Origin of the sequence: Pantoea sp. S62, assembly GCF_016658625.1 — a bacterium.
GTDB classification, from domain to species: Bacteria; Pseudomonadota; Gammaproteobacteria; order Enterobacterales; family Enterobacteriaceae; genus Pantoea; species Pantoea vagans.
Genome location: NZ_JACVVI010000006.1, coordinates 98,967 through 123,636 on the forward strand (window position 1 = coordinate 98,967; position 24,670 = coordinate 123,636).

Annotated in this window: 20 protein-coding genes; 10 read left to right on the forward strand and 10 right to left on the reverse strand. The window is 57.1% G+C overall.

What is annotated here, in order from left to right; genetic code table 11:
- Positions 1-48: 48 nt before the first annotated feature.
- Genes IBT54_RS11220 through glpE form a run of 3 tightly spaced genes read right to left on the reverse strand, consistent with a single transcriptional unit; the run spans position 49 to position 2,017 of the window.
- Positions 49-807: a DeoR/GlpR family transcriptional regulator gene (locus tag IBT54_RS11220; protein ID WP_013359303.1), complete on the reverse strand. Its 759-nt coding sequence runs from the start codon at positions 805-807 to the stop codon at positions 49-51.
- Positions 808-839: 32 nt separating this feature from the next.
- Positions 840-1,661 carry a rhomboid family intramembrane serine protease GlpG gene (glpG, locus tag IBT54_RS11225; protein ID WP_013359304.1) on the reverse strand — a complete coding sequence of 274 codons (822 nt, stop codon included), beginning with the start codon at positions 1,659-1,661 and terminating at the stop codon, positions 840-842.
- A gap of 29 nt (positions 1,662-1,690) precedes the next feature.
- Positions 1,691-2,017 (reverse strand): thiosulfate sulfurtransferase GlpE, encoded by a 327-nt coding sequence (glpE, locus tag IBT54_RS11230; RefSeq protein ID WP_049788879.1) that lies wholly within the window; start codon positions 2,015-2,017, stop codon positions 1,691-1,693.
- A gap of 230 nt (positions 2,018-2,247) precedes the next feature.
- Between glpE and glpD the strand changes: the two genes are divergently transcribed.
- The 9 genes from glpD to mdcH all read left to right on the forward strand — a co-directional run bounded on the left by glpD (position 2,248) and on the right by mdcH (position 11,164).
- Entirely contained in the window at positions 2,248-3,753 is a 1,506-nt protein-coding gene (gene glpD, locus IBT54_RS11235) for a glycerol-3-phosphate dehydrogenase (RefSeq protein ID WP_013359306.1), read from the forward strand.
- Positions 3,754-4,102: 349 nt separating this feature from the next.
- Positions 4,103-5,758 carry a malonate decarboxylase subunit alpha gene (gene mdcA / locus IBT54_RS11240; RefSeq protein WP_201252170.1) on the forward strand — a complete coding sequence of 552 codons (1,656 nt, stop codon included), beginning with the start codon at positions 4,103-4,105 and terminating at the stop codon, positions 5,756-5,758.
- Positions 5,759-6,619: a triphosphoribosyl-dephospho-CoA synthase gene (locus tag IBT54_RS11245; protein WP_013359309.1), complete on the forward strand. Its 861-nt coding sequence runs from the start codon at positions 5,759-5,761 to the stop codon at positions 6,617-6,619. It abuts the gene before it with no gap.
- A gap of 8 nt (positions 6,620-6,627) precedes the next feature.
- The gene (gene mdcC / locus IBT54_RS11250; protein ID WP_033784182.1) at positions 6,628-6,927 is read left to right on the forward strand and encodes a malonate decarboxylase acyl carrier protein; all 300 of its coding nucleotides are present in this window, start codon (positions 6,628-6,630) and stop codon (positions 6,925-6,927) included.
- Positions 6,920-7,753, forward strand: coding sequence for a biotin-independent malonate decarboxylase subunit beta (locus IBT54_RS11255; RefSeq protein ID WP_013359311.1), 834 nt, complete (start codon positions 6,920-6,922; stop codon positions 7,751-7,753). Before mdcC ends, IBT54_RS11255 begins: the two co-directional genes overlap by 8 nt.
- Positions 7,753-8,553 (forward strand): biotin-independent malonate decarboxylase subunit gamma, encoded by an 801-nt coding sequence (gene mdcE, locus IBT54_RS11260; protein ID WP_013359312.1) that lies wholly within the window; start codon positions 7,753-7,755, stop codon positions 8,551-8,553. Before IBT54_RS11255 ends, mdcE begins: the two co-directional genes overlap by 1 nt.
- Before the next feature lie 133 nt (positions 8,554-8,686).
- A complete protein-coding gene (locus tag IBT54_RS11265) occupies positions 8,687-9,646 on the forward strand; it encodes an AEC family transporter (RefSeq protein WP_201252171.1) in 960 nt (319 codons plus the stop codon).
- Between the two features lies 1 nt (position 9,647).
- Positions 9,648-10,265, forward strand: a complete 618-nt coding sequence (locus tag IBT54_RS11270; RefSeq protein ID WP_201252172.1) for a malonate decarboxylase holo-ACP synthase — start codon at positions 9,648-9,650, stop codon at positions 10,263-10,265.
- Complete coding sequence (gene mdcH / locus IBT54_RS11275) at positions 10,262-11,164, forward strand: malonate decarboxylase subunit epsilon (RefSeq protein WP_201252173.1); 903 nt, start codon at positions 10,262-10,264, stop codon at positions 11,162-11,164. The genes IBT54_RS11270 and mdcH overlap by 4 nt, the downstream gene beginning before the upstream one ends.
- On the opposite strand, the gene IBT54_RS11280 is transcribed toward mdcH, so the two are convergent.
- From IBT54_RS11280 to asd, 7 genes are all read right to left on the reverse strand, one after another.
- Entirely contained in the window at positions 11,154-12,080 is a 927-nt protein-coding gene (locus IBT54_RS11280) for a LysR family transcriptional regulator (protein ID WP_033784187.1), read from the reverse strand. The two genes, mdcH and IBT54_RS11280, sit on opposite strands and share 11 nt — an antisense overlap.
- A gap of 228 nt (positions 12,081-12,308) precedes the next feature.
- Positions 12,309-14,756: a glycogen phosphorylase gene (glgP, locus tag IBT54_RS11285; RefSeq protein ID WP_013359317.1), complete on the reverse strand. Its 2,448-nt coding sequence runs from the start codon at positions 14,754-14,756 to the stop codon at positions 12,309-12,311.
- A gap of 19 nt (positions 14,757-14,775) precedes the next feature.
- The gene (gene glgA, locus IBT54_RS11290; RefSeq protein ID WP_013359318.1) at positions 14,776-16,209 is read right to left on the reverse strand and encodes a glycogen synthase GlgA; all 1,434 of its coding nucleotides are present in this window, start codon (positions 16,207-16,209) and stop codon (positions 14,776-14,778) included.
- 63 nt (positions 16,210-16,272) lie between these two features.
- The gene (glgC, locus tag IBT54_RS11295; RefSeq protein ID WP_013359319.1) at positions 16,273-17,565 is read right to left on the reverse strand and encodes a glucose-1-phosphate adenylyltransferase; all 1,293 of its coding nucleotides are present in this window, start codon (positions 17,563-17,565) and stop codon (positions 16,273-16,275) included.
- Positions 17,566-17,575: 10 nt separating this feature from the next.
- Positions 17,576-19,558, reverse strand: a complete 1,983-nt coding sequence (gene glgX / locus IBT54_RS11300; protein WP_110331000.1) for a glycogen debranching protein GlgX — start codon at positions 19,556-19,558, stop codon at positions 17,576-17,578.
- On the reverse strand, positions 19,555-21,738 hold the full coding sequence (gene glgB / locus IBT54_RS11305) for a 1,4-alpha-glucan branching enzyme (RefSeq protein WP_013359321.1): 2,184 nt from the start codon (positions 21,736-21,738) through the stop codon (positions 19,555-19,557). The genes glgX and glgB overlap by 4 nt, the downstream gene beginning before the upstream one ends.
- Before the next feature lie 911 nt (positions 21,739-22,649).
- Positions 22,650-23,759 carry an aspartate-semialdehyde dehydrogenase gene (asd, locus tag IBT54_RS11310; RefSeq protein WP_013359322.1) on the reverse strand — a complete coding sequence of 370 codons (1,110 nt, stop codon included), beginning with the start codon at positions 23,757-23,759 and terminating at the stop codon, positions 22,650-22,652.
- A 217-nt stretch (positions 23,760-23,976) separates the two neighbouring features.
- Between asd and IBT54_RS11315 the strand changes: the two genes are divergently transcribed.
- Positions 23,977-24,570, forward strand: a complete 594-nt coding sequence (locus IBT54_RS11315) for a YhgN family NAAT transporter (protein ID WP_013359324.1) — start codon at positions 23,977-23,979, stop codon at positions 24,568-24,570.
- The last annotated feature ends 100 nt before the right edge of the window (positions 24,571-24,670 follow it).

Below are 24,670 nucleotides of genomic sequence, written 5' to 3' on the forward strand. Positions count from 1 at the left end.
GACAGCAATCAAAGAAAAACGCCAGCCGGGCGGCTGGCGTAGCAGGAATCAGCAGAGTTCGAGGTGAACCTCATGCTGCTCAATCACTTTCATAACGCTGGCGGGCGGCATTTTGTCGGTGTAGAGATAGTCCAGCAGACTCATGTTACCCAGGTTAACCATGGCGTTACGGCCAAACTTCGAGTGATCCACCACCAGCATCACGCAGCGTGAATTTTCAATGATGGCACGCTTGGTGCGGACTTCGTGATAGTCGAACTCCAGCAGCGATCCATCCATATCGATGCCGCTGATCCCCAGGATGCCGTAATCGAGCCGGAACTGGGAAATAAAGTCGAGCGTCGCTTCCCCCATCACCGCGCCATCGCGGGTCCGTACTTCACCGCCTGCGATGATCACCCGGAAGTCGGGTTTGCCCATTAACAGCATCGCCACGTTAAGATTGTTGGTCACCACACGTAAATCGCTGTGGTTGAGCAGCGCGTGCGCCACCGCTTCCGGCGTGGTGCCGATGTCGATAAACAGCGTGGCCCCATCCGGGATCTGGCTGGCAACACGCTGCGCAATCCGCGCTTTTTCCGCTGACCACATCATTTTACGATCGTGCCAGGCGGTATTCTCAGAGCTGGAAGGAAGCGCCGCGCCGCCGTGGTGACGCTGAATTTTGTTCTGATCGGCCAGATCGTTGAGATCGCGACGAATGGTTTGCGGGCTGACCTCAAAGTGATCCACCAGCTCCTCAGTACTGACATATCCCTGACGACGGACTAAATCGATAATCGCATCATGACGTTGCGTCTGCTTCACGTTCCTCTCCTGTTAACCCGCTTATATCCTGTCTAACGACGCGTGACGTGACGCGTATCCACCAGCGCCATCGCCAGCCCGACGACCAGACCGGCGACGTGCGCCGCGTTAGCAATCGCCAGACCAAAGACGCCGAACCAGCCAATCACCAGCCAGACCAGCGCAAATCCGATCAATCCCCTTTCAAGATAGACGCCGCTGTCAGGATCGCGCTCACCGCGCAGCCAGCAGTAACCCATCAGCGCATACACCACGCCAGACAGACCGCCAAACCAGATGCCGCTGAACTTCGCCTGCAGCCAGCCGCTGAGCAGCGCCGAAATCAGCATAATCACGAACAGTTTGCCGCTGCCAAGGCGCTTTTCGACCGCGCCGCCGAGATACCACCACCACATCAGATTAAACAGGATGTGCAGCAGTGAAAAGTGCAGCAGCGCATGGCTGAACCAGCGCCAGACCTGCAGATGCTGGTCGGCATCCGGCCAGGAGAGCCAGGCCATCACGGTCTGATCGCCCATCACCTGCATCAGAATAAACACAGCGATACAGAGCACCATCAGGGACATGGTCAGCGGACCGGCCCGCTCGCGGATATTCGCCCAGATGTTGCTACGCTCATAGCGCAGACCGCTGTCAGTCTTGCCGCTGTGCCAGCTGGCAGCCTGATAACGCGGATGGTTAGGGTCGTGCAAAAACTGCTGAAGTTCGTTTTCGACCACTGAGATCTTGCTCTCGTCATCCAGCATGATGACGTAGTGATTTTCATGCTCGATGCGCAGCGTGATGCCCTGCGTCGCCATGTAGTCCACAAACGCCTGCGCCATGCGTGGCTGATTAAACTGGGTAATGCGCATCATTAACTCTCCATGTGACGGGCTGCAATTTATTCACTGCCGAGGGCAACCTGCTGAGGAAAAGCGGCACGCCAGGCATCAAAGCCGCCATCAATGCTGTAGGCCGCGCTGAAACCCTGTCCCAGCAGATATTGCGCCGCGCTTTTGCTGCTGTTGCCGTGATAGCACATTACCAGTACCGGCAGGCTGTGGTCTGCGCCACTGACAAAGTCGCTGAGGTTGGTGTTGGTCAGATGCAGCGCGCCTGCCGCATGGCCCAGGGCATAACTTTGCGGATCGCGGATATCCACCAGCAGTGCACCCTCGGCCAGATGCGCCTGCGCCTGCTGCACGTTAATACATTCGAACATTTCCATGGAATCTCTCATAACAGCGTCGTCGTAATGCTGCGTAGTGTAACCCGAGAATCCACGCCGATAACCTGACAATCGTTACGGCTATCTGTTTTTTTGGTGGGCAGAATGTTAGCTATATCACGCAAAAATGTTTTTACCCGGTTAAAAGCTGGCGTCAATGTTGGTTTGCGATTATGATTATGCTCGAAAACGAACATTAATGAACTATTCCGAACATCGGAGGAGATGACGTGGAAACCAAAGACCTGATCGTGATCGGCGGCGGCATCAACGGTGCCGGCATTGCAGCAGACGCTGCAGGACGCGGACTGTCGGTGTTAATGCTGGAGGCGCGGGATCTGGCTTGCGCGACCTCCTCTGCCAGTTCAAAACTGATTCACGGCGGCCTGCGCTACCTTGAACATTACGAATTCCGTCTGGTCAGTGAAGCACTGGCCGAGCGCGAAGTCCTGCTGAAAATGGCCCCGCATCTGGCGTTCCCGATGCGCTTCCGTCTGCCGCACCGTCCGCACCTGCGTCCGGCATGGATGATCCGCACCGGCCTGTTTATGTATGACCATCTCGGCAAGCGTACCAGCCTGCCAGGCAGTAAAAGTCTGCGGTTTGGCGCAGATTCGGCCCTGAAGCCGGAGATTACGCGCGGATTCGAATATTCTGACTGCTGGGTCGATGATGCCCGCATGGTAGTACTGAATGCGCAGGAAGTGGTGAAGCGTGGCGGTGAAGTCCGTACCCGCACCCGTGTAACCCGTGCCTGGCGCGAAGGTGGCTTGTGGAAGGTTGAAGCGGAAGATGTCGATACCGGCAAAACCTTTACCTGGCAGGCGAAAGGCCTGGTCAACGCTGCTGGCCCATGGGTTAAGCAGCTGTTTGATGACAGCCTGAAGCTGAAATCGCCTTACGGTATCCGCCTGATCAAAGGCAGCCACATCGTGGTGCCGCGCGTTCATACCGAGAAGCAGGCTTATATTCTGCAGAACGAAGATAACCGTATCGTGTTTGTCATCCCGTGGATGGATGAGTTCTCCATCATCGGCACCACCGATGTGGAGTACAAAGGCGATCCTAAAAACGTCAATATCGACGACAACGAGACCGAATACCTGCTGAAAGTGTTCAACGGGCACTTTAAAAAGCAGCTGACCGCTGACGATATCGTCTGGTCTTACTCTGGTGTGCGTCCGCTGTGTGATGATGAATCCGATTCACCGCAGGCGATCACCCGTGACTACACGCTGGACGTACGCGACGATAATGGTCAGGCACCGCTGCTTTCCGTATTCGGCGGCAAGCTGACCACTTATCGTAAGCTGGCGGAACATGCGCTGGAAAAACTGGTGAAGTACTACCCGAACGCCGGTCCGGCCTGGACCAAAAACTGCGTGTTGCCGGGCGGCAATATCTCCGGCACCCGTGAGGATTATGCAGCCAGTCTGCGTCGTCGTTATCCGTTCATCAGCGAAAACATGGCGCGTCATTTCTCGCGCACTTATGGCAGCAGTACGGAAACCCTGCTGGCTGGCGCGAAAAGTCTGGATGACCTGGGTGAGAACTTCGGACACGAGTTCTACGAAGCCGAACTGCGCTACCTGGTGCAGCATGAGTGGGTGCGTGAACTGGATGATGCTATCTGGCGTCGTACCAAACAGGGTATGTGGCTGACCAAAGAGCAGCAGGCTCGCGTTGCCGAGTGGCTGGCAGCGAAAGCAAAACCCGTTCTGTCACTGGCCTCCTGAGCAGAGACTTAAAATACAGAAAGCAGGCTTCGGCCTGCTTCTTTTATGGCATATTCACCGGATAAACGTTCAGAATCCTCACGCTCCAGGATTAACGCTAGCTGAATATTAAGCATGGCTGAATATTTATATTGATAATTAATTACGACCAGCAATATTCACCACTGTAACTTTTATGTCATCTTTCTCAGTCTACACTTAACCCTTCGCTTATCTCTCTCCCCCCCTTTCTCTATCGTTACCTTAAATCTAACGTTCAGTTTTTTTGCTTAATTGAACGATGCATTAAGAAAGCTCAGACTTCCCTCAGCATAAACGAAGCAACAGCGATTCTAATCAGGAGGTTGAAATGAACACAGGCCAAACGCCTGCCCGGGAGTGGAACACACGCCGCAGTGAAAAAGCGCGCCGTATAGCTTCCTTTCCCCTTAATGGCAAAGTCATTCCTTCAGAAAGAGCTACCGAAGCACTGGAAACACTCATTGCACCAGGCGACCGCGTGGTGCTTGAAGGGAATAACCAGAAACAGGCTGACTTCTTATCCCGCACGCTGGCAGCGGTGAATCCGGCAAAGATTCACGACCTGCATATGATTATGCCCAGCGTCGGCCGCAGTGAGCATCTCGATATTTTTGAAAAAGGCATCGCCCGCAAACTCGACTTCTCTTTTTCCGGTCCGCAAAGTCTGCGCATGTCTCAGCTGTTACAGGATGGCCAGCTGGAAATCGGCGCTATCCATACCTATATCGAACTCTATTCCCGCCTCTATGTTGATCTCAGCCCGAATGTGGCGTTGATTGCCGGTTACAAAGCTGACCGCAAAGGCAACCTCTATACCGGCCCGAGTACCGAAGATACCCCGGCACTGGTGGAAGCCGCCGCGTTTCGTGACGGTATCGTGATAGCCCAGGTCAATGAACTGGTCGATGACGAAACCGACCTGCCTCGCGTCGATATCCCCGGCTCCTGGATTGACTACGTCGTCGTCGCAGACAAACCGTTCTTTATCGAACCGCTGTTTACCCGCGATCCGCGCCTGATTAAACAGGAACATATCCTGATGGCGATGATGGCGATTAAAGGCATCTATGCCGAACACCAGGTGCAGTCGCTGAACCACGGTATCGGTTTTAATACCGCCGCGATTGAACTGCTGCTGCCAACCTACGGCGAGCAGCTCGGCCTGAAAGGCAAAATCTGTAAGCACTGGACGCTGAACCCGCATCCGACGCTGATCCCGGCGATTGAGAGCGGCTGGGTCGAGAGTGTGCACTGCTTCGGCGGTGAGCTGGGGATGGAAGAGTATATCCGCGCCCGTCCCGACATCTTCTTTACCGGCAGCGACGGCTCAATGCGCTCTAACCGCGCCTTCTGTCAGCTGGCCGGCCAGTACGCGGTTGATATGTTTATCGGTGCCACCCTGCAGGTTGATGGTCTGGCCAACTCCTCTACCGTGACGCGTGGTCGTCTTTCAGGTTTCGGCGGCGCACCTAACATGGGTCACGATCCCCATGGCCGTCGTCACGCAACGCCCGCCTGGCTGAACATGATCACCGAGCCAGACCCGATGCAGCGCGGTAAAAAACTGGTGGTGCAGATGGTCGAAACCTTCCAGGCAGGCGCGAAACCAACCTTCGTTGAAACCCTGGATGCGGTTGAGGTCGCCAAAACCTCCGGTATGCCGCTGGCACCGGTCATGATTTACGGCGATGACGTGACCCATGTGCTGACTGAGGAAGGCATCGCCTATCTCTATCGCGCAGAAAGTCTTGAAGAGCGTCGCGCTATGGTCGCTGCCGTTGCGGGCATTACCGACATCGGCCAGGGTGTGGATGCGGCACGCGTCGCAGCCCTGCGTAAAAGCGGCAAAGTGGTCTACCCGGAAGATATGGGTATCCGCCGCTCTGACGCCACGCGTTCACTGCTGGCAGCGGGCAGCGTCGCTGACCTGGTTGAATGGTCAGATGGCCTGTACAACCCACCTGCTAAATTCCGGAGCTGGTAAATGAAACTCCTGTCACAGACTCAAGCCGAGGCGCAGTCCAGCCAGCTGGCGACGATGGCGCGCGATTGTCTGATCGATGAAGCACGCCTGAGCCCTAAGCCGGGTCTGGTCGACAGTCGGGGAAACGGCGCGCATCAGGATCTGACGCTGGCGCTAATGGAGCGTTCCGCTCACAGCCTGATGCCAGCTTTTCTGGCGCTGGCCCGTCACAGCTGGCTGCGTCCCGCTGATATCGCCCTGCGCGAAACGGTAGGCCGCCTGGGCCGTGACGGTGAGCAGCAGATGATGGCGGCAACCGGCGGCGTTAACACCCATCGAGGCGCAATCTGGGCGCTGGGCTTGCTGGTGAGTGCCGCGGCCATGCACGGTGGCGCTGCCAGTGCCGACCAGCTGACCCGCACCGCCGCCGCACTGGCCAGCCTGCCCGACCGGGCTGCGCCAAAGCTGTTCAGCAAAGGGTTAAAAGCAATGCACCGCTATCAGGTGCCCGGCGCACGCGAAGAGGCGCAACAGGCGTTTCCTCACGTGATGAAGCTGGCGCTGCCGCAGCTGCTGACCAGCCGGGCGGTGGGTGCCAGTGAAAGTGAAGCCCGTCTTGATGCGCTGATGGCGATCATGACCTCGCTCAGCGATACCTGCGTGCTGTCACGTGCGGGTATGACCGGACTAGACGCCATGCAGCAGGGCGCACGCGCCGTACTGCTGGCGGGAGGCTGCCGCACAGCTGCAGGTCAGGTGGCGCTGTCGCAGCTTGACCGGCGCATGCTGGCGCTCAATGCTTCGCCTGGCGGGGCCGCCGATTTGCTGGCCGCGACGCTGTTTATTGATCGGGTCTGCTCGCCTGAACATTCTTATTTTTAGAGGCCATTATGGAACACATCACATTATCTTTACCTGCTAACCGCCTGCTCAATGGCAGAGCGCTGGCCGGGGTCGTTGGTTCCGGTGATATGGAAGTGCTGTACACCGCAACTGAAGGCCAGACACTGAACATCGATATCACCACCTCACTGGATAACAGCGACGCTCGCTGGAAGGCGCTGTTTGACCGCCTGAACTTAATTAACGGCCTGCCCGCAGGAAAGCTGATTATTCACGATTTCGGCGCGACACCCGGCGTAGCGCGTATCCGTATTGAACAGGTTTTTGAAGAGGTGAGCCATGCGTAACGATGCCAGTTTTATTGAATTACGGGCCCGTGAACGCGCCCATGCGCTGCTGGATGCAGGCAGCTACCGCGAACTGCTTGATCCTTTTGAAGGCATTATGTCGCCATGGCTGGCCCCGCAGGGCGTGGTGCCTCAGTCAGACGACGGCATGGTGGTCGCACGCGGCACCCTGAACGGTCAGCCTGCCGTGGTGGTTGCCATTGAAGGCACCTTCCAGGGCGGCAGCATGGGCGAAGTCTCCGGGGCGAAAATGGCGGCAGCGCTGGAGCTGGCGGCGGAAGACAATCGCAACGGCATTCCGACTCAGGCGGTGCTCTGCCTGGAAACCGGTGGCGTGCGCTTGCAGGAAGCGAATCTTGGCCTGGCGGCGATTGCGGATATTCACGCAGCGATTGTCGATCTGCGTCGCTACACCCCGGTTATCGGCATCGTCAGCGGCACCGTTGGCTGCTTCGGCGGGATGTCTATCGCTGCCGCACTCTGCAGCTACCTGATTGTCACGCGCGAAGCCCGTCTGGGACTGAACGGTCCGCAGGTCATTGAGCAGGAAGCAGGCATTGAAGAGTATGACTCGCGCGATCGCCCGTTTATCTGGAGCATGACCGGCGGCGAAATCCGCTACGCCAGCGGCCTGGTCGATGCGCTGGTGAGTGACGGCATCAACGCGGTAAAAACCGCCATGAATGAGTTTATTGCCAAAGGCGTTCCGGCTCAGAACCGCAGCGATAACTATGCCGATTTCCTGTCACGTCTGTCGCAGTTTGATACCCGCCAGCAGGCGGATACCGCGCAGATTAAACAGCTTTTCGCCCGGGAGGAGAAATAATGACTCAGACAAGCAGCCGCGGTGCAACCTGGCTGGAAAAACTCGCACCCAATGCACAGCGTCTTAGCGGCCTGTGTGCCTCTGTTCAGGTGGCTGACGGCCAGCTCAATGGCGAAAACGTCCGCTTTATTGCCGTCGTGCCCGATCCACAAAACCACTATCCGCGCGCCGCGCAGGGTGAAGTCGGTCTGCTGGAGGGCTGGACGCTGGCGAAAGTGGTGAATGAAACGCGCGAAGCAGACAAAAACAGTGCCGTAAAACGTCCGATTGTGGCGGTGATTGATGTGCCAAGTCAGGCCTATGGCCGCCGCGAAGAGGCATTTGGTATTCATCAGGCGCTGGCGGGTGCAGCGGGGGCGTATGCCAACGCACGCCTTGACGGTCATCCGGTGATTGGCCTGATTGTCGGCAAAGCGATGTCCGGTGCGTTCCTGGCACACGGTTATCAGGCTAACCGACTGATTGCGCTCAACGATCAGGGTGTGCTGGTGCATGCCATGGGCAAAGCATCGGCGGCGCGTATTACGCTGCGTTCCGTGGAAGCGCTGGAAAAACTGGCTGCGACCATTCCACCGATGGCTTACGACGTAAATAACTTCGCCACGCTGGGCCTGCTCTCCGATCTGCTGAACGTGGGCAATCCTGATGCGCCGTCTGACGCCGATGTGGCGATGGTTGAGATTGCGCTGCACAAGGCGATCAGCGACGCTCGCCAGGATCCGAGCCTGAAAAGCCGCCTCGGTGCCTCCAATCGTCACAGCTCCTCCCTGGTTCGCGAACGTATGCGCGCGGCCTGGTAATTAACTAAAAAAATAAACCTGCCGAAACCGGTCTGACGGGGCGCATCGCTAATTGCGCCCCGGAGCAGTGGCCGTGTTCAGAATTATAAACATCGCTGTTTTTTAAAGAGTTCTTCTTAAATACAGGTGATTTATGATTTATATAATTGTTCATGCCCTTGCTCCGATCTTTGTCATTATGCTGCTGGGTTTCTGGGCCGGTAAGGCCGGAATGGTCAACAACCAAGATGTCTCTCTGCTTAATATCTTCGTGATGGATTTTGCACTGCCCGCCGCGCTGTTCAGCGCCACGGTTCAGACACCGTGGCCAGGCATTGTGGCGCAGTGGCCGCTGATTGTGGTGATCACCGGTGCAATGTGGATTACCTATGGCACCGTCTATTTCCTTGCGACCAAAGTGTTCAAAAAGTCACCGCAGGATGCGGCCGTTCTGACGCTGACCGTGGCGCTGCCTAACTACGCCGCACTGGGACTGCCCATTCTGGCCAGCGTGCTGGGTGAAAATGCGGCCACCTCCCTCTCCGTGGCGGTGTCGATTGCCTGTGGTTCAGTGCTGCTCACCCCGCTGTGCCTGCTGATCCTGGAACGTGAAAAGGCGTTTGCCGCAGGTACCGAACACGGTTCAACGCTGAAAATGCTGCCGATCCTGATGTGGCGTTCAGTAAAAAAACCTATCGTGATGGGACCGTTGATTGGGGTGGTTCTGTCAGCGCTGGGCGTTAAAATGCCGGATCTGGTGCTGGCCGCGATCAAACCGCTGGGCCTGGCGGCCACCGCCGCTGCGCTGTTCCTGACGGGTGTCATCCTCTCTGCGCGTCAGCTGAAACTCAACGCCGTCGTCGGCGTCGGTACTGTGGCTAAGCTGCTGATTCAGCCCTTTATCGCCTGGGGTCTGGTACTGGCGCTGGGACTTAACGGTTCAGTCGCCATCACCGCTATCCTGATGATTGCGCTGTCGGCCGGTTTCTTCGGCGTGGTGTTCGGCAACCGCTTTGGCGTGCAGTCACCCGATGCTGAAGCCGTGCTGCTGTTAAGCTCAATTCTGTGTATTTTATCGTTACCGCTGTTCATCACGCTGACATCAGGAATGTAATATGAGTGCGCCGCGCCCCCACGATCTGCTCTGGCTGCGTCACAGTGACGCGTTAGCCGCGGTTAAAGAGAGCTGGGTCAGCCCGTTCTGGCATCCCAATCTGCCGGTGGTGGTACGGCGCGACCACCGTGAATCCGGTCTGATTCCGGTGGGTGTACGCGGTGAACGACGTGAGCAGCGCGCCGCCGGCTGGATTAGTCCAGCCGATATTGTCCGGATGGTGACGCCAGAGAGGCTGGCAGAACGGACATGGCTGCTGGATTCACCCTTTACCGCTTATGCGCCGGTTCGCGCGGCGATTGCGCTCAGCGAGACTCTCTGGCCCTGGCACTGGGGCATTACCGGCAGCACCGGTTATGCGCTGGCGACGCAGCGACTTGTGCTGCACGCTGCCAGCGATCTTGATTTAGTGATCCGCGCGCCAGAGCCACTGCCACGCGATGCGCTGCAACAGTGGCTGACGCAGACTGACGCACTGGACTGCCGGGTAGATACCCAGGTGGAAACGCCGTCTGGCGCGTTTGCGCTGAACGAGTGGCTGCGTGAGGGTCGCGTGCTGTTAAAAACCGATACCGGACCGATACTGACCGCCTCACCCTGGAGCAGGGAGAATCCATGAAAATACTCTTTACCTTTCCCGGCCAGGGCACCCAGCGTGCCGGGATGCTGCAGCATCTGCCCGACGGCGACGCGGTGTTAAACAGCGTGCGAGCGGTACTGGGCGACGAGACCGACCGGCTCGACAGCACTGATGCGCTGCGCCACACCCGCGCCGTCCAGCTCAGTCTGCTGATTGCGGGAGTCGCCTGGGCGCGCGAGCTGATCCGCCGTGGGGTGAAACCGGACATCGTCAGTGGTCTGTCGATTGGTGCATTTCCCGCTGCGGTGATTTCCGGCGCGCTCGATTTCAGCGACGCCCTGCGGCTGGTGGCGTTGCGCGGCGATCTGATGGAACAGGCTTATCCGCAGGGATATGGCCTGACCGCGATCACCGGTTTAACGCTGAGTCGTCTTGAGAAACTGCTGGCTGGCAGCAATACCTACATCGCCAACCTGAATGCGGAAACGCAGATTGTCATTGCCGGTCGTGACGAGGATATGGCTGTCGTGGCGCAGAAAGCACTGGATGCCGGTGCCAGTAAAGCCGTTAAACTCGCGGTGAGCGTGCCGTCGCACTGCGCGCTGCTGGATAAACCCGCCGCTGAACTGGCGCGCGCGTTTGCGTCCGTCAGCCTCTCGCGGCCCGATTGCGCTTACCTCAGCGGCTCCACCGGACGGGTGATTTGGGAGCCGGAGAAGATTGCTGACGATCTCGCCTTTAATATGGCGCGCACGGTGCAGTGGAATGATGCGATGGTTTCAGCTAATCAGCGCGATGCCCGACTGGCGATTGAGATGCCGCCTGGCAATGTGCTGACCGGCCTGACGCTGCAGGCGGGCTGGCAGGGCGAAGCGATTTGTCTGGAGCGTAACAGTATCGACGTTGCGCTGCATCTGGCTAAACGACTCAGTCAGTAAGGCTGCGGGCGTACATCCGCCCTTCTGCCGCCAGGGCCAGCAGGTCATTATCGCGTTCGCGACGATGTGAGTAGACAATCGAGATCTGCTGACGCATCTGATAAGGCTCAGCCAGCGGCAGCAACTGAATGTTGTTTTCATATACCTTCTTCATCCGTCCCGGGATCAGCGCCAGGCCAATGCCCGCCTGCACCAGGCTTATCATTGAGAAGATGTCATTTACCTGCGTGACCATGCGCGGTTCAAATCCGGCTATCTGAAACGCCTCCTGCGAACCGGTATAGGTGGCAAATCCCTCAGCCAGTGAAACAAAATCACGGTCGGCAAAATCACGCAGATCCACCGGGCCGGTTCCCTCCCGCGTCTCCCCGGCTGGCGCGGCCAGAAAGATACGGTCTTCAAACAGCGGAATCACATCAAAATGCGCATCGCTGAGTTCGCCGTCATCGGTGGCGATCAGAATGGCATCCAGCGCGTCATCTTCCAGCATGTTCAGCAGCATCTGATTGGAGCCCATGGTCAGATCAAGCTCCAGCGTGGGCCGGCGCAGTTTCATGCCCATAATCAGTCGGGGGATGGTTTCAAGCGTCAGCGAGTAGAGCGTGCCAAGCCGCAGACGACCCACACCGATACCCGCCACCTTGCGCGCCTCTTCAATACCTTTACCCATCAGGGTGGTCACGTCACGACAGTAGTCCAGCAGCGTCCAGGCGGCAGGCAACGGCACCAGGTTACGGCCTTTGTGGATAAACAGCGGACAGTCGATGCCCTCTTCCAGCGTGTGCAGCGCGCGGTGCACGCTGACGCTGCTCAGGGCCAGCGCTTCCGCCGTGCGGGCGATATTCCCTTTGCTCATAAACATCATAAAGACGCTGAGCTTGCGAAAGGTAATTTCCTGATTGATGTTGTCACTCATGGGCCGCGGTTGCCTGTCGGGTCGTTTTGCTTTCCCGCATAGTAGCGATTCTCAGCCAGGGTGTAATGATCTGGCTCGCTCTACGGGCAGATACAGGCACAGAAATCATGAGACGCTGAACCCTGTGAAAAAGGGTGAGGGATGGCGGGAGGGTCTGAAGAGAAGATGGCAATGTGGCGGCCGGTTACCCGGCCGCAAAGAACCTCAGAAAGGCGTACTGCCCGGACCCTACAGCCTTATTGGTGTAATGTTCCAGATCTCATCGGCGTACTCCTGAATGGTACGGTCCGACGAGAAGTAGCCCATGCCGGCGATATTTTTCGCTGCGCGGCGCTGCCACTCATCCGGTTTACGATAGAGCGCATCCACCTTATCCTGGGTATCCACATAGCTGCGATAATCCGCCAGTAACTGGTAGTGATCGCCGAAGTTAACCAGAGAATCGAACAGATTGCGGTAGCGACCCGGATCCTGCGGGCTGAATACGCCAGAGGCAATCTGAGTCAGCACCTGATGCAGCTCATCGTCCTTTTCGTAATAGTCACGCGGGTTATAGCCGCCCTTACGCAGCGCTTCGACCTGCGGCGTGGTATTACCAAAGATAAAGATGTTCTCTTCCCCGACGTGATCCAGCATCTCAACGTTGGCGCCATCCAGCGTACCGATCGTCAGCGCACCGTTCAGCGCAAACTTCATGTTACTGGTGCCGGACGCTTCCGTCCCTGCGGTCGAGATCTGCTCAGAGAGATCGGCCGCCGGGATAATGATCTGCGCCAGGCTCACGCTGTAGTTCGGGACGAAGACCACCTTCAGTTTGTTCTTCACCTGCGGATCGTTGTTGATCACATTCGCGACATCGTTGATCAGATGAATGATGTGCTTGGCGACGTAATAAGCCGACGCTGCTTTACCGGCAAAGATATTCACGCGCGGCACCCAATCCGCCTGCGGATCGGCCTTGATACGGTTGTAACGGGTGATCACATGCAGCACGTTGAGCAGCTGACGTTTGTACTCGTGAATACGCTTGATCTGTACATCAAACAGCGCGTTCGGGTCGAGCACCACATCCAGATTCTTCGCTACCCAGTCGGCCAGCCGACGCTTGTTCTGATGCTTGGCAACCGCGACTTTTTCGATAAACGCCGGATAGTCGATCTGGGCTTTCAGCTCATCCAGCTGGCTGAGATCGGTACGCCAGTTGCGACCAATCTCCTCATCCAGCACCTCTGACAGCGCCGGGTTCGCCAGCGCCAGCCAGCGACGTGGAGTGACGCCGTTGGTTTTGTTGCAGAAGCGGCCCGGGAACAGACGGGAGAAGTCGGCAAACAGTGACTGCACCATTAAATTGGAGTGCAGCTCTGACACGCCATTCACTTTATGACTGACAACGACGGCCAGCCAGCCCATGCGTATCCGGCGTCCATCGTTCTCGTCGATGATCGAAATGCGCGACAGCAGATCCAGGTCATCAGGATAGTGATCCTGAATCGTCTTGAGGAAGAAGTCGTTAATCTCGAAAATGATGCTGAGGTGGCGCGGCAGGATCTTACCGATCATATCGACCGGCCAGGTCTCGAGCGCTTCGGTCATCAGCGTATGGTTGGTATAGGAGAAGACCTGACAGCAGACGTCGAAAGCGCTGTCCCAGCTGAATTTATGTTCGTCAATCAGCAGGCGCATCAGTTCGGGGATCGCCAGCACCGGATGGGTATCATTCAGGTGAATGGCGATCTTGTCCGCCAGGTTGTCCCAGGTCTGGTGCATCCGCCAGTGGCGATTCAGGATGTCCTGCACGGTCGCGGAGACCAGGAAATATTCCTGACGCAGACGCAGCTCACGGCCTGAATAGGTGGAGTCATCCGGGTAGAGCACGCGCGACACGTTTTCAGAGTGGTTTTTATCTTCCACCGCCGCAAAATAGTCACCCTGGTTGAACTTGCCGAGGTTGATTTCGTTGCTGGCCTGCGCACCCCACAGTCTTAGGGTATTGGTGGCATCCGTGTCGAAGCCCGGAATGATCTGGTCATAGGCCATCGCCAGGATCTCTTCGGTCTCCAGCCAGCGCACCTTCGTGCCTTCATGCTGAACGCGACCGCCAAAACGGACTTTGTAACGGGTATTGAAACGCTGGAATTCCCACGGATTACCATATTCGAGCCAGTAATCCGGCGACTCTTTCTGCTCACCTTCCACGATGTTCTGTTTGAACATGCCGTAATCATAGCGGATGCCATAACCGCGGCCCGGCATGCCCAGCGTCGCCAGTGAATCGAGGAAACAGGCCGCCAGGCGACCCAGACCACCGTTGCCCAGCCCCGGATCGTTCTCCTCTTCCATCAGCTCGGCCAGATCCAGACCCATCTCATCCAGTGCCTGGTTGAGATCGTCATAGATCCCCATCGCCAGCAGCGCATTCCCTAACGTGCGGCCCATCAGGAACTCCATCGACAGGTAATAGACCTGGCGGACATCCTGAGAGAGCTGGGCACGGCTGGAACGCAGCCAGCGCTCCACCATCCGGTCGCGCACTGCCAGCAGCGAGGCGTTGAGCCACTCGTGCTTGTTGGCGATCGAGGGATCTTTGCCGATAGTGAACATCAGTTTGTAGGCAATCGAATGCTTTAAGGCATCAACCGTCAACGTTGGTGAGGCGTAAGTGAAAGGTGCATTCATATCCAGTTTTCCCAATCCGTTACATCAAACGTTGGTAGAGATCACGGTAGGCTTGTGCGGCCACCTGCCAGCTAAAGTCCATGCCCATCGCCTGACGCTGAACGTAACGCCACAGTGAAGGACGGGACCACAACACAAACGCGCGCCGGATGGCCCGCAACAGCGACCAGGCGTTGGCATCTTCAAAGCTGAAGCCACTGGCGATACCGTCGGCCAGGTTCTCCAGAGAGCTGTCATTGACGGTATCTGCCAGCCCGCCGGTGCGGCGCACTAACGGCAACGTACCATACTTCAGGCCATAAAGTTGAGTCAGGCCGCAGGGCTCAAAGCGACTCGGCACCACGATCACATCCGCGCCACCGACAATGCGATGGGAGAACGCTTCGTGATAGCCAATCTGCACACCCACGCTGCCCGGATGCTCCGCCGCTGCCGCCAGGAATCCCTGTTGCAGCTCGGCATCACCCTGTCCCAGCAGCACCAGCTGTCCGCCCTGCGCCAGCAGGCCAGGCAGCGCTTCCAGCACCAGGTCCAGGCCTTTCTGTTTAGTCAGTCGGCTGATCACGCAGAATACCGGCGCTTTATCATCCACCTTCAGCCCCATCGCCACCTGCAGCTGCCGTTTGTTTTCCGCTTTCGCTTCCAGCGTGTCGCGGTTATAGCGCGCACTCAGCAGCAGGTCGTGCGCCGGGTCCCAGATAGAGGGATCGACGCCATTGAGGATCCCGCTAAGACGGCCTTCCCGCATCCGCTGCGCCAGCAGGCTTTCCATGCCATAAGCAAATTCGGCAGAGGTAATTTCATGAGCGTAAGTCGGGCTCACCGCCGTAATGTGGTCAGCGTAAAAGAGTCCCGCTTTCAGGAAGGAGATCTGACCAAAGAACTCCAGCCCATGCATGTTAAAGAACGACCACGGCAGGCCAATCTCATCCATGTGATGCGCCATGAACAGCCCCTGGTATGCCAGGTTATGTACGGTGAAGACGGATTTAGCCGGACGACCACGCGCTTCCAGATAGGCGCAGGTCAGGCCAGCATGCCAGTCATGCGCATGCACGATCTCAGGACGCCACATAGAGTCCATGCCGCACGCCAGTTCACAGCCGACCCAGCCCAGCAGCGCAAAGCGCAGATAGTTGTCGACATATGCAAACTGCGACTCGTCATGGTAGGGACTGCCGGGACGATCGTAGAGGCCGGGCGCATCAATTAAGTAAATGCCCACACCATTAAATTCACCAAATAGCAGACGTATATGACCGGCAAATGTCTCTCGCTCCGTCACTACCTGGAGATCGGGTATGCCTTTGCGCAATGCGGGAAAAGCGGGCAACAGTACCCGTGTATCCGTGCCGCCCGCAATCTGCGCCTGAGGTAATGCCCCGACTACATCAGCCAGTCCGCCCGTTTTCAGCAGCGGGAAAAGTTCTGAACAGACATGTAAAACCTGCATCCTCGACCTCATTAAGTTATCCGGCACGCTCCGCGTGCCGATTGCGTAAGTTCCGCTTATCGCTTACAGCCCCGCTTTGGCCAGCCTTGCCAGCATGGCGCGGGTGACCAGTACGATCCCTTCATCCGAACGGTGAAACCGGCGACTGTCTTCATCGGGGTTTTCGCCAATAACCATGCCCTCCGGCAGTTCGCAGGCGCGATCAATCACACAGCGACGCAGGCGACACGATCGGCCCACTACCACATCAGGCAACAGTACAGTTGAATCAATATTGCAAAACGAGTTAACGCGGACGCGTGGGAACAGCACGGAATTGACCACCACCGAACCGGAGATGATGCAGCCGCCCGATACCAGTGAGTTCATGGTCATCCCGTGACTGCCGGAACGATCCTGAACAAATTTGGCCGGCGGCAGCGGCTCCATGTGAGTACGAATCGGCCAGGTGACGTCATACATATCCAGCTCAGGCATCACCGAGGCCAGGTCAAGATTGGCGCGCCAGTAAGCTTCCAGCGTTCCGACGTCGCGCCAGTAAGGCGGCGCATTGTCATCGTTCTGGACGCAGGAGAGCGCAAAGGAGTGCGCATAGCCTTCGCCGCTTGCCACGATTTTCGGCAGGATATCTTTGCCGAAATCATGGTTAGAGCCTGGCGTCTGCAGATCCTCCTCCAGCAGCTCATAGAGATAGTCCGCGTTAAACACGTAAATCCCCATGCTGGCGAGCGACTGCGTGTCATCACCCGGCATGGTGGGCGGTTTCGCGGGTTTCTCCACGAAGTCGATCACCATGTTATCTTCGTCCACCGCCATCACGCCAAAGGCCGTAGCCTCATGTACCGGCACCGGTAAACAGGCGATGGTACATTTCGCCTCGTTCACCACGTGATCCAGCAGCATGCGTGAATAATCCATCTTATAAATGTGGTCCCCGGCAAGGATCACGATGTACTGCGCCTGATAGCGGCGAATTACATCAAGGTTTTGCGTCACGGCATCGGCCGTTCCGCGATACCACTGTTCGGTCGAAAAGCGCTGCTGCGCTGGCAGCAAATCGACAAACTCATTCATCTCTTCATTGAAGATCGACCAGCCACGCTGGATATGCTGAGTCAGGGTATGAGACTGATACTGGGTAATCACGCCAATCCGTCGGATACCGGAGTTGACGCAGTTGGAGAGGGCAAAGTCGATAATGCGGAACTTGCCGCCGAAATGCACCGCCGGTTTAGCACGTTTGGCCGTTAAATCGACCAGGCGCGTGCCGCGTCCGCCGGCAAGGATCAGAGCAACCGTCTGTGTAGGGAGCTGGCGGGCCAGCATCAGGTGATCTGTTCTGTCTAACTTAACCATGTCTGACTCCTTATGATTGCTTTTGGAACACGCACACACCGTGTGCGGGACCATGCCAGACAGTTAGCAGGATGGGGTTATCGTCCCCGGCGAAAGGAGGAAGGGCACGCCATTCTCCGTCTGGTAACACGATGTCATTCACCGTATCCGTGGCGTTTATTGTTATTAACCAGCGGCCGGACAGCAGGATCTGCAATCTGTGCATCCCCTGTGCCCATTCATCGTGTTGCAGTGGCTGGCCACCGGCATTGAGCCACTGCACATTACCGTCACCGTCCTGCCACCAGCGATCTGCGGTCAGCGCCGGAATGCGCTGGCGCAGAGCAATCAGTGCTGCGGTGAATCCGACTAATCCCTTCTCATCCGCCTGCCAGTCAAGCCAGCTCAGGGCGTTATCCTGACAGTAGGCGTTGTTGTTGCCGCGCTGCGTATGGCCGCGCTCATCGCCGGCCAGCAGCATTGGCGTGCCCTGTGACAGCAGCAGCGTCGTCAGCAGTGCCCGCACGCTGCGGCGGCGGCGTTCGATCACGTCAAAGCTGACGTTCAGTCCCTCTTTGCCGTGGTTGTGGCTGTAGTTATCACCGTGGCCATCGCGGTTATCTTCCCCATTCGCTTCGTTGTGTTTACGTTCGAAGCTCACCACATCCCACAGCGTAAAGCCGTCATGGGCGGTGATCAGGTTAACCGTGGCGTGTGGCGGCCGGTCATCATGCTGATAGAGATCGCTGGAGGCGGCAAAGCGCCGAACGAACTCGCCATTGCTTAAGCCGCCATGCAGCCAGTAACGACGCGCGGTGTCGCGAAACTTATCGTTCCATTCGGCAAACGGTGGCGGAAAACGGCCAACCTGATAGCCGTCAGGGCCGATATCCCAGGGTTCTGCAATCAGCTTGACCTGAGAGAGCAGCGGACAGGCGCGTATCGCCTCAAAAAAGGGTGCATCACGCTGGTAATCGGGTGTGCGGCCCAGAACCGGCGCAAGGTCAAAGCGGAAGCCGTCGACATGGCAAACGCGCACCCAGTAGCGCAGCGCCTCTAAGGTCCACGCCATCACTTGCGGATGGTGGATATTCAGCGTGTTGCCGCAGCCGGTCCAGTTCTGATAACCGCCCTGCTCATCGAGCCAGTAGTAGCTGGCATTGTCGATACCGCGCATCGAGATCGTCGGGCCAATCTCGTCCAGTTCGGCAGTGTGGTTGAATACCACATCCAGCAGTACTTCAATACCCGCGGCGTGCAGGCTCTTGACCGCCTGCTGAAACTCCTGCAACGGCGTCACACCCGGCTGACCGGAGGCGTAACGGGGATCCACCGCCCAGAGCGCAAAAGGGTTATAACCCCAGTAGTTGCTCAGGCCAAGCTGCAGCAATCGCGGTTCGCTGGCGAAGTGGGCCACTGGCAGCAGCTCAAGAGTGGTAATTCCCAGCTTGCGCAGGTAATCCACCATAACAGGATGACCCAGCGCCGCGTAAGTCCCGCGCAGCGTTTCCGGAATTTCCGGATGCTGCTGCGTCAGGCCGCGCACATGGGCTTCATAAATTACCGTGTTGCCCCAGGCCGTACGTGGCGCGACATCGCCCTGCCAGTCAAAATCTTCGGCTACCACCACACCTTTAGGCGCAATCGCGGCGTTGTCATGCGGATCGGGCTGCGCTTCGCCGCCCTGAAACAGCGGGTCATCCGGAACATCGCCTTGCACCGCGCGGGCGCAGGGGTCAACCAGCAGCTTTGCCGGATTAAAGCGATGTCCCTGCTGCGGCGACCAGGGGCCATAAACCCGGTAACCGTAGCGCTGTCCCGGTTTTAACGCCGGAACATAACCGTGCCAGATATCCCCACTGCGGCCAGGCAGGTCAAGACGCTGTTCTGCGCCCTGTTCATCAAACAGGCAGAGCTCTACGCGCGCAGCATGCTGTGAGAACAGAGTGAAGTTAACGCCTTTGCCATCGTAACTGGCACCCAGCGGTTCGGGATCGCCGGCAGTAATGGTCATTCAGCCTCCCGCACCAGCCAGACTGTTGCCAGCGGCGGCAGATTGAGACTCAGCGACTGCGGTCGTCCGTGACTCTCCTGCTCATCGGTATGCACCCGATGAATGCGCACGTCACTGCCGTGATACTCGTGCTGATCTGTGTTCAGCACTTCACGCCAGTAGCCAGGCTGATTAACGCCAAAGCGATAGCCCGGACGCGCCACCGGGGTGAAATTGCTGATGACGATCACTTCGTTGCCTTCACGGTCGCGGCGGACAAAGGCGAAGACGGAGTGTTCCGCATCGTTCACCACCAGCCACTCAAAGCCTGCCGGATCAAAGTCCAGCTGATGCAGCGGTGTGTAGTGCTGATAGGTGTGGTTGAGGTCGCGCACCAGACGCTGAACACCGTGATGCCAGTTGTCATCCCCTTCCAGCAGATGCCAGTCCAGGCTGACGTCGTGGTTCCACTCGCGGCCCTGAGCAAATTCATTGCCCATGAACAGCAGTTTCTTGCCCGGGAAGCCCCACATCCAGCCGTAGTAGGCACGCAGGTTGGCGAACTTCTGCCAGGCGTCGCCCGGCATACGATCGAGAATCGAGCGCTTACCGTGCACCACTTCGTCATGCGACAGCGGCAGCACAAAGTTTTCGGTGTAGTTGTACATCATGCCGAAGCTCATCAGGTTGTGATGGTGCTTACGGTAGATGGGATCGACCTGCATGTAGTCGAGCGTGTCGTGCATCCAGCCCAGATTCCATTTGAACCAGAAGCCCAGCCCGCCGCCTTCGGTCGGACGTGTCACGCCAGGATAGTCGGTGGACTCTTCAGCCATGGTTACCGACCCGGACGCGACGGTGCCGAGCGTGCGGTTGGTGTAACGCAGAAATTCGATCGCTTCGAGGTTCTCACGGCCACCGAACTGATTCGGCACCCACTCCCCTTCGTTACGGCTGTAATCGCGGTAGATCATCGACGCCACCGCATCCACGCGCAGGCCATCAATGCCAAAACGTTCGGTCCAGTAGAGCGCATTGCCCGACAGGTAATTGCTTACTTCGCGGCGGCCAAAGTTGTAAATCAGGGTGTTCCAGTCCTGATGGAAGCCTTCACGCGGGTCGCTGTGCTCATAGAGCTGCGTGCCGTCGAAGCGCGCCAGACCGAAATCATCGCTGGGGAAATGACCCGGCACCCAGTCGAGCAGCACGTTGAGGCCCGCTTCATGGGCGGCGTCAATAAAGGCGCGGAACTCATCACGGGTTCCAAAACGGCGGGTCGGTGCATACATGCCCAGTGGCTGATAGCCCCAGCTGCCATCAAACGGATGCTCGTTGATCGGCAGCAGTTCGATATGGGTAAAGCCCATCTCTTTAACGTAAGGCACCAGCTGTTCAGCCAGCTCTTTGTAGCTCAGCCAGAAGTTGTTGTCGGTGTGACGACGCCAGGAGCCCAGATGCACTTCATAGATGGAGATGGGCGCGTCAAAACCGTTGGCGGCTTTACGCTCCTCTTTCATCTCAACCGGCTCTGGCAGGCCACAGATCATCGACGCAGTTTGCGGGCGCATCTGCGCTTCAAAGGCGTAAGGATCCGCTTTGATGCGCAGTTCACCATTGGCATCGATAATTTCATATTTGTAGAGCTGACCGTTGACCGCGCCCGGTACAAACAGCTCCCAGATGCCCAGTTCCTGACGCAGGCGCATCGGATGACGGCGGCCATCCCAGAAGTTGAAGTCACCAACCACTGAGACGCGACGGGCGTTGGGTGCCCAGACGCAGAAGCGGGTACCGAAGACGCCATCGATGACGTCGCCATGCGCGCCCAGCGTCTCGTAAGGACGCAGGTGTGTTCCTTCCGCCAGCAGCCACAGATCCATCTCCTGCAGCAGCGGGCCAAAGCGGTAGGCATCATCGACCAGATTTTGCTGGCCGTGCCAGTTCACCGCCAACTGGTAGCGGAAATGATTTTTACGGCGTGGAATGACGCCACTGAAGAAGCCGCGTGCATCCTCGCACACCAGCTGGGCCAGTTTACGCCCGGTGGAGGTTTCAATGACCCACACTTCGAGCGCTTCGGGGAGCAATGCCCTGACTTCCAGGCCTTGCTGAGTTCGGTGCATCCCTAGTAACGAAAAAGGGTCGGCATAATTACCCGCAAACAGGGCATTGATCGCATCGCGATCGGGAAGCTCTGACATGACTTTCTTCCTGTGATAATTGGCAGCCGAAATGAACGCAACATAGCCTGTCACGCTTCACCTGCGCTGCTCTTCATTGAGCCATACGTACAACGACAAAGAAGTCAGGCCATTCCGTGGGAAAATTTTTTTGCCGTGTACCACAACCATTTAGTCCGGAAAGCACAAGAGTGACCTGTGGCACATCATGGTTAAATCATAGCTTGGTCGCGGCAGTTGCCATGGACTTAAGCAAAATATTCTTTAGCGATCGGCAAAAAAGGGAAGCTGATCACTTAGTAAGCGAAACGGCAGATTGTTTCGTGTACGAAAGGGACAAAAAAGGCCGGATAAATCCGCGGATTAGTGTCATTTATGCTGCCCGGCGTGTCCGGATGAAAGACGCTGCATTTTTCACCGGACTGGAACAGCATCTCTGCCGGCAGACAATGTCAGACACCCGGCGTGATGAACGCAGACGGCGATGGAGAAAAGCTACCTGATAACGTGTTGTAAAGCGATGGTTAACAGCATGTTTCTAATCGACTCAGAGATAAGAGCATATAATGGCTAAGATACAGGGCACCTGTACTTCATCCTGCTCAGCATCTTCGTGTCGCCTGCTCTGTATTACAGGCAGAGTAACATTGTCGTTATGACTCAACGCCCTGACTGCACAGACACTCTGTAAGGATGCAAAAAGAATGGGTTATCGAAAAACAGGTTAAGCACGCCACACAGCCAGACGCCAGCCATCAGTGGCCATACAAGCCATGAAGTACAGAGCGGTATGTTGCTTAAAACGCAATAACACCATTCCAGGCCAGTCAGCAAAAAAGCCCGCAACCATCAATGATGATTACGGGCTTTCATATAGCCATCCGATCTTTTTTGTCTTATCCGATCGGCATGACTCAGGCGATGTTTGCTGGTTAGTTGGTCAGCAACCGCAGCATGCGACGCAGCGGTTCGGCAGCGCCCCATAACAGTTGGTCGCCTACCGTGAAGGCGGAAAGGTACTCCGGCCCCATGTTCAGTTTACGCAGACGGCCAACCGGCGTGGTCAGCGTGCCGGTCACGGCGGCAGGCGTCAGTTCACGCATCGTCAGCTCGCGATCATTCGGCACCACTTTGACCCACTCATTATGGGAGGCCAGCAACTGTTCGATTTCAGCCAGTGGCAGATCGCGTTTCAGCTTCAGGGTAAACGCCTGGCTGTGGCAACGCAGCGCGCCGACGCGCACGCATAATCCATCAACCGGGATGACCTTAGAGGTGGCGAGGATCTTGTTGGTCTCCGCCTGGCCTTTCCACTCTTCGCGACTCTGACCGTTTTCCAGCTGCTTGTCGATCCACGGAATCAGGCTGCCCGCCAGCGGGACGCCGAAGTTGTCGGTTGGTAAGGTGCCGGAACGGGTGAAGTCGGTCACGCTACGCTCGATGTCGAGGATGGCGGAAGCCGGGTTCTGCAGCGCAGGCGCAACGTGATCGTGCAGCATGCCCATCTGGGTCAGCAGTTCGCGCATGTGGCGCGCACCGCCGCCAGAGGCTGCCTGATAGGTGGCAACCGAGGCCCACTCCACCAGATCCTGCGCAAACAGGCCGCCCAGCGACATCAGCATCAGGCTGACGGTACAGTTACCGCCGACAAAGGTTTTGATGCCACGGTCAATGCCCTGGCGAATCACAGCATGGTTGACCGGATCGAGAATGATGATGGCATCATCCTTCATGCGCAGCGTAGAGGCCGCATCAATCCAGTATCCCTGCCAGCCGCTGGCGCGCAGCTTTGGATAGACGTCACTGGTGTAGTCGCCGCCCTGGCAGGTGATAATGATATCCAGCGCGCGCAGCGCTTCAATATCAAACGCATCCTGCAGGGTGCCCTGCTGTTTGCCCGCAAACGCGGGTGCCGCCTGACCATGCTGCGACGTCGAGAAGAAGACCGGATTGATTGCATCAAAATCACGCTCTTCACTCATGCGGGACATCAGCACTGAGCCGACCATGCCGCGCCAACCAACAAAACCTACATTCTTCATGTCGTGTCCGTCTAAGGCAGTTACACCTGCTTTTCATTTCAGAGGAGAGAGCCGCGTGCTATTTTCACGCCGCTCTGCGTAATAATAGGATTTACCTGTGTCCCCTCACTCTACAAAATGCAGGCCGGGTAGCAAGTGAATTAATTCGATTACGCTAACTTTTTCAGCAGCGTAACTAATAACTCCGCTTTTTCGCGAACAACATGGCGCAAAACCGATGACTGAAATGATTTCGGCAACAATATTATTGTTGTTAATTATGGATCCACTGGGCAATCTGCCGATTTTTATGTCGGTTTTAAAGCATCTGGAGCCGAAACGGCGGCGGGTGGTGCTAATCCGTGAAATGCTGATTGCCCTGATCATCATGCTGCTGTTCCTGTTTACCGGCGAACGCATCCTGGCGTTTTTGAATCTGCGCACCGAAACCGTGTCGATTTCTGGCGGGATCATCCTGTTTCTGATCGCCATCAAGATGATTTTCCCGTCGGCTGAAAGCAGCAGTTCTGGCTTACCGGCGGGCGAAGAACCGTTCCTGGTGCCACTGGCGATTCCACTGGTGGCCGGGCCATCGCTGCTGGCCACATTGATGCTGCTGTCGCATCAGTATCCGCATCAGATGTCGCATCTGGTGGGTGCGCTGCTGATCGCATGGGGCGTAACGGTCGCTATTCTGCTGATGTCAGGTCTGTTCCTGCGTCTGCTGGGCGATAAGGGTGTGAATGCGCTGGAGCGTCTGATGGGATTAATACTGATTATGCTGGCAACCCAGATGTTCCTGGATGGCATTCGCGCTTATCTGAAGTTGTAAGCACACCTTTGTCTCTTTACCCTGCCAGGCCGGCAGGCAGCCACATTAATCCAGCCTGTTTATCACAAAGTCACAGCGTTGAAATGAACAATAATATTTA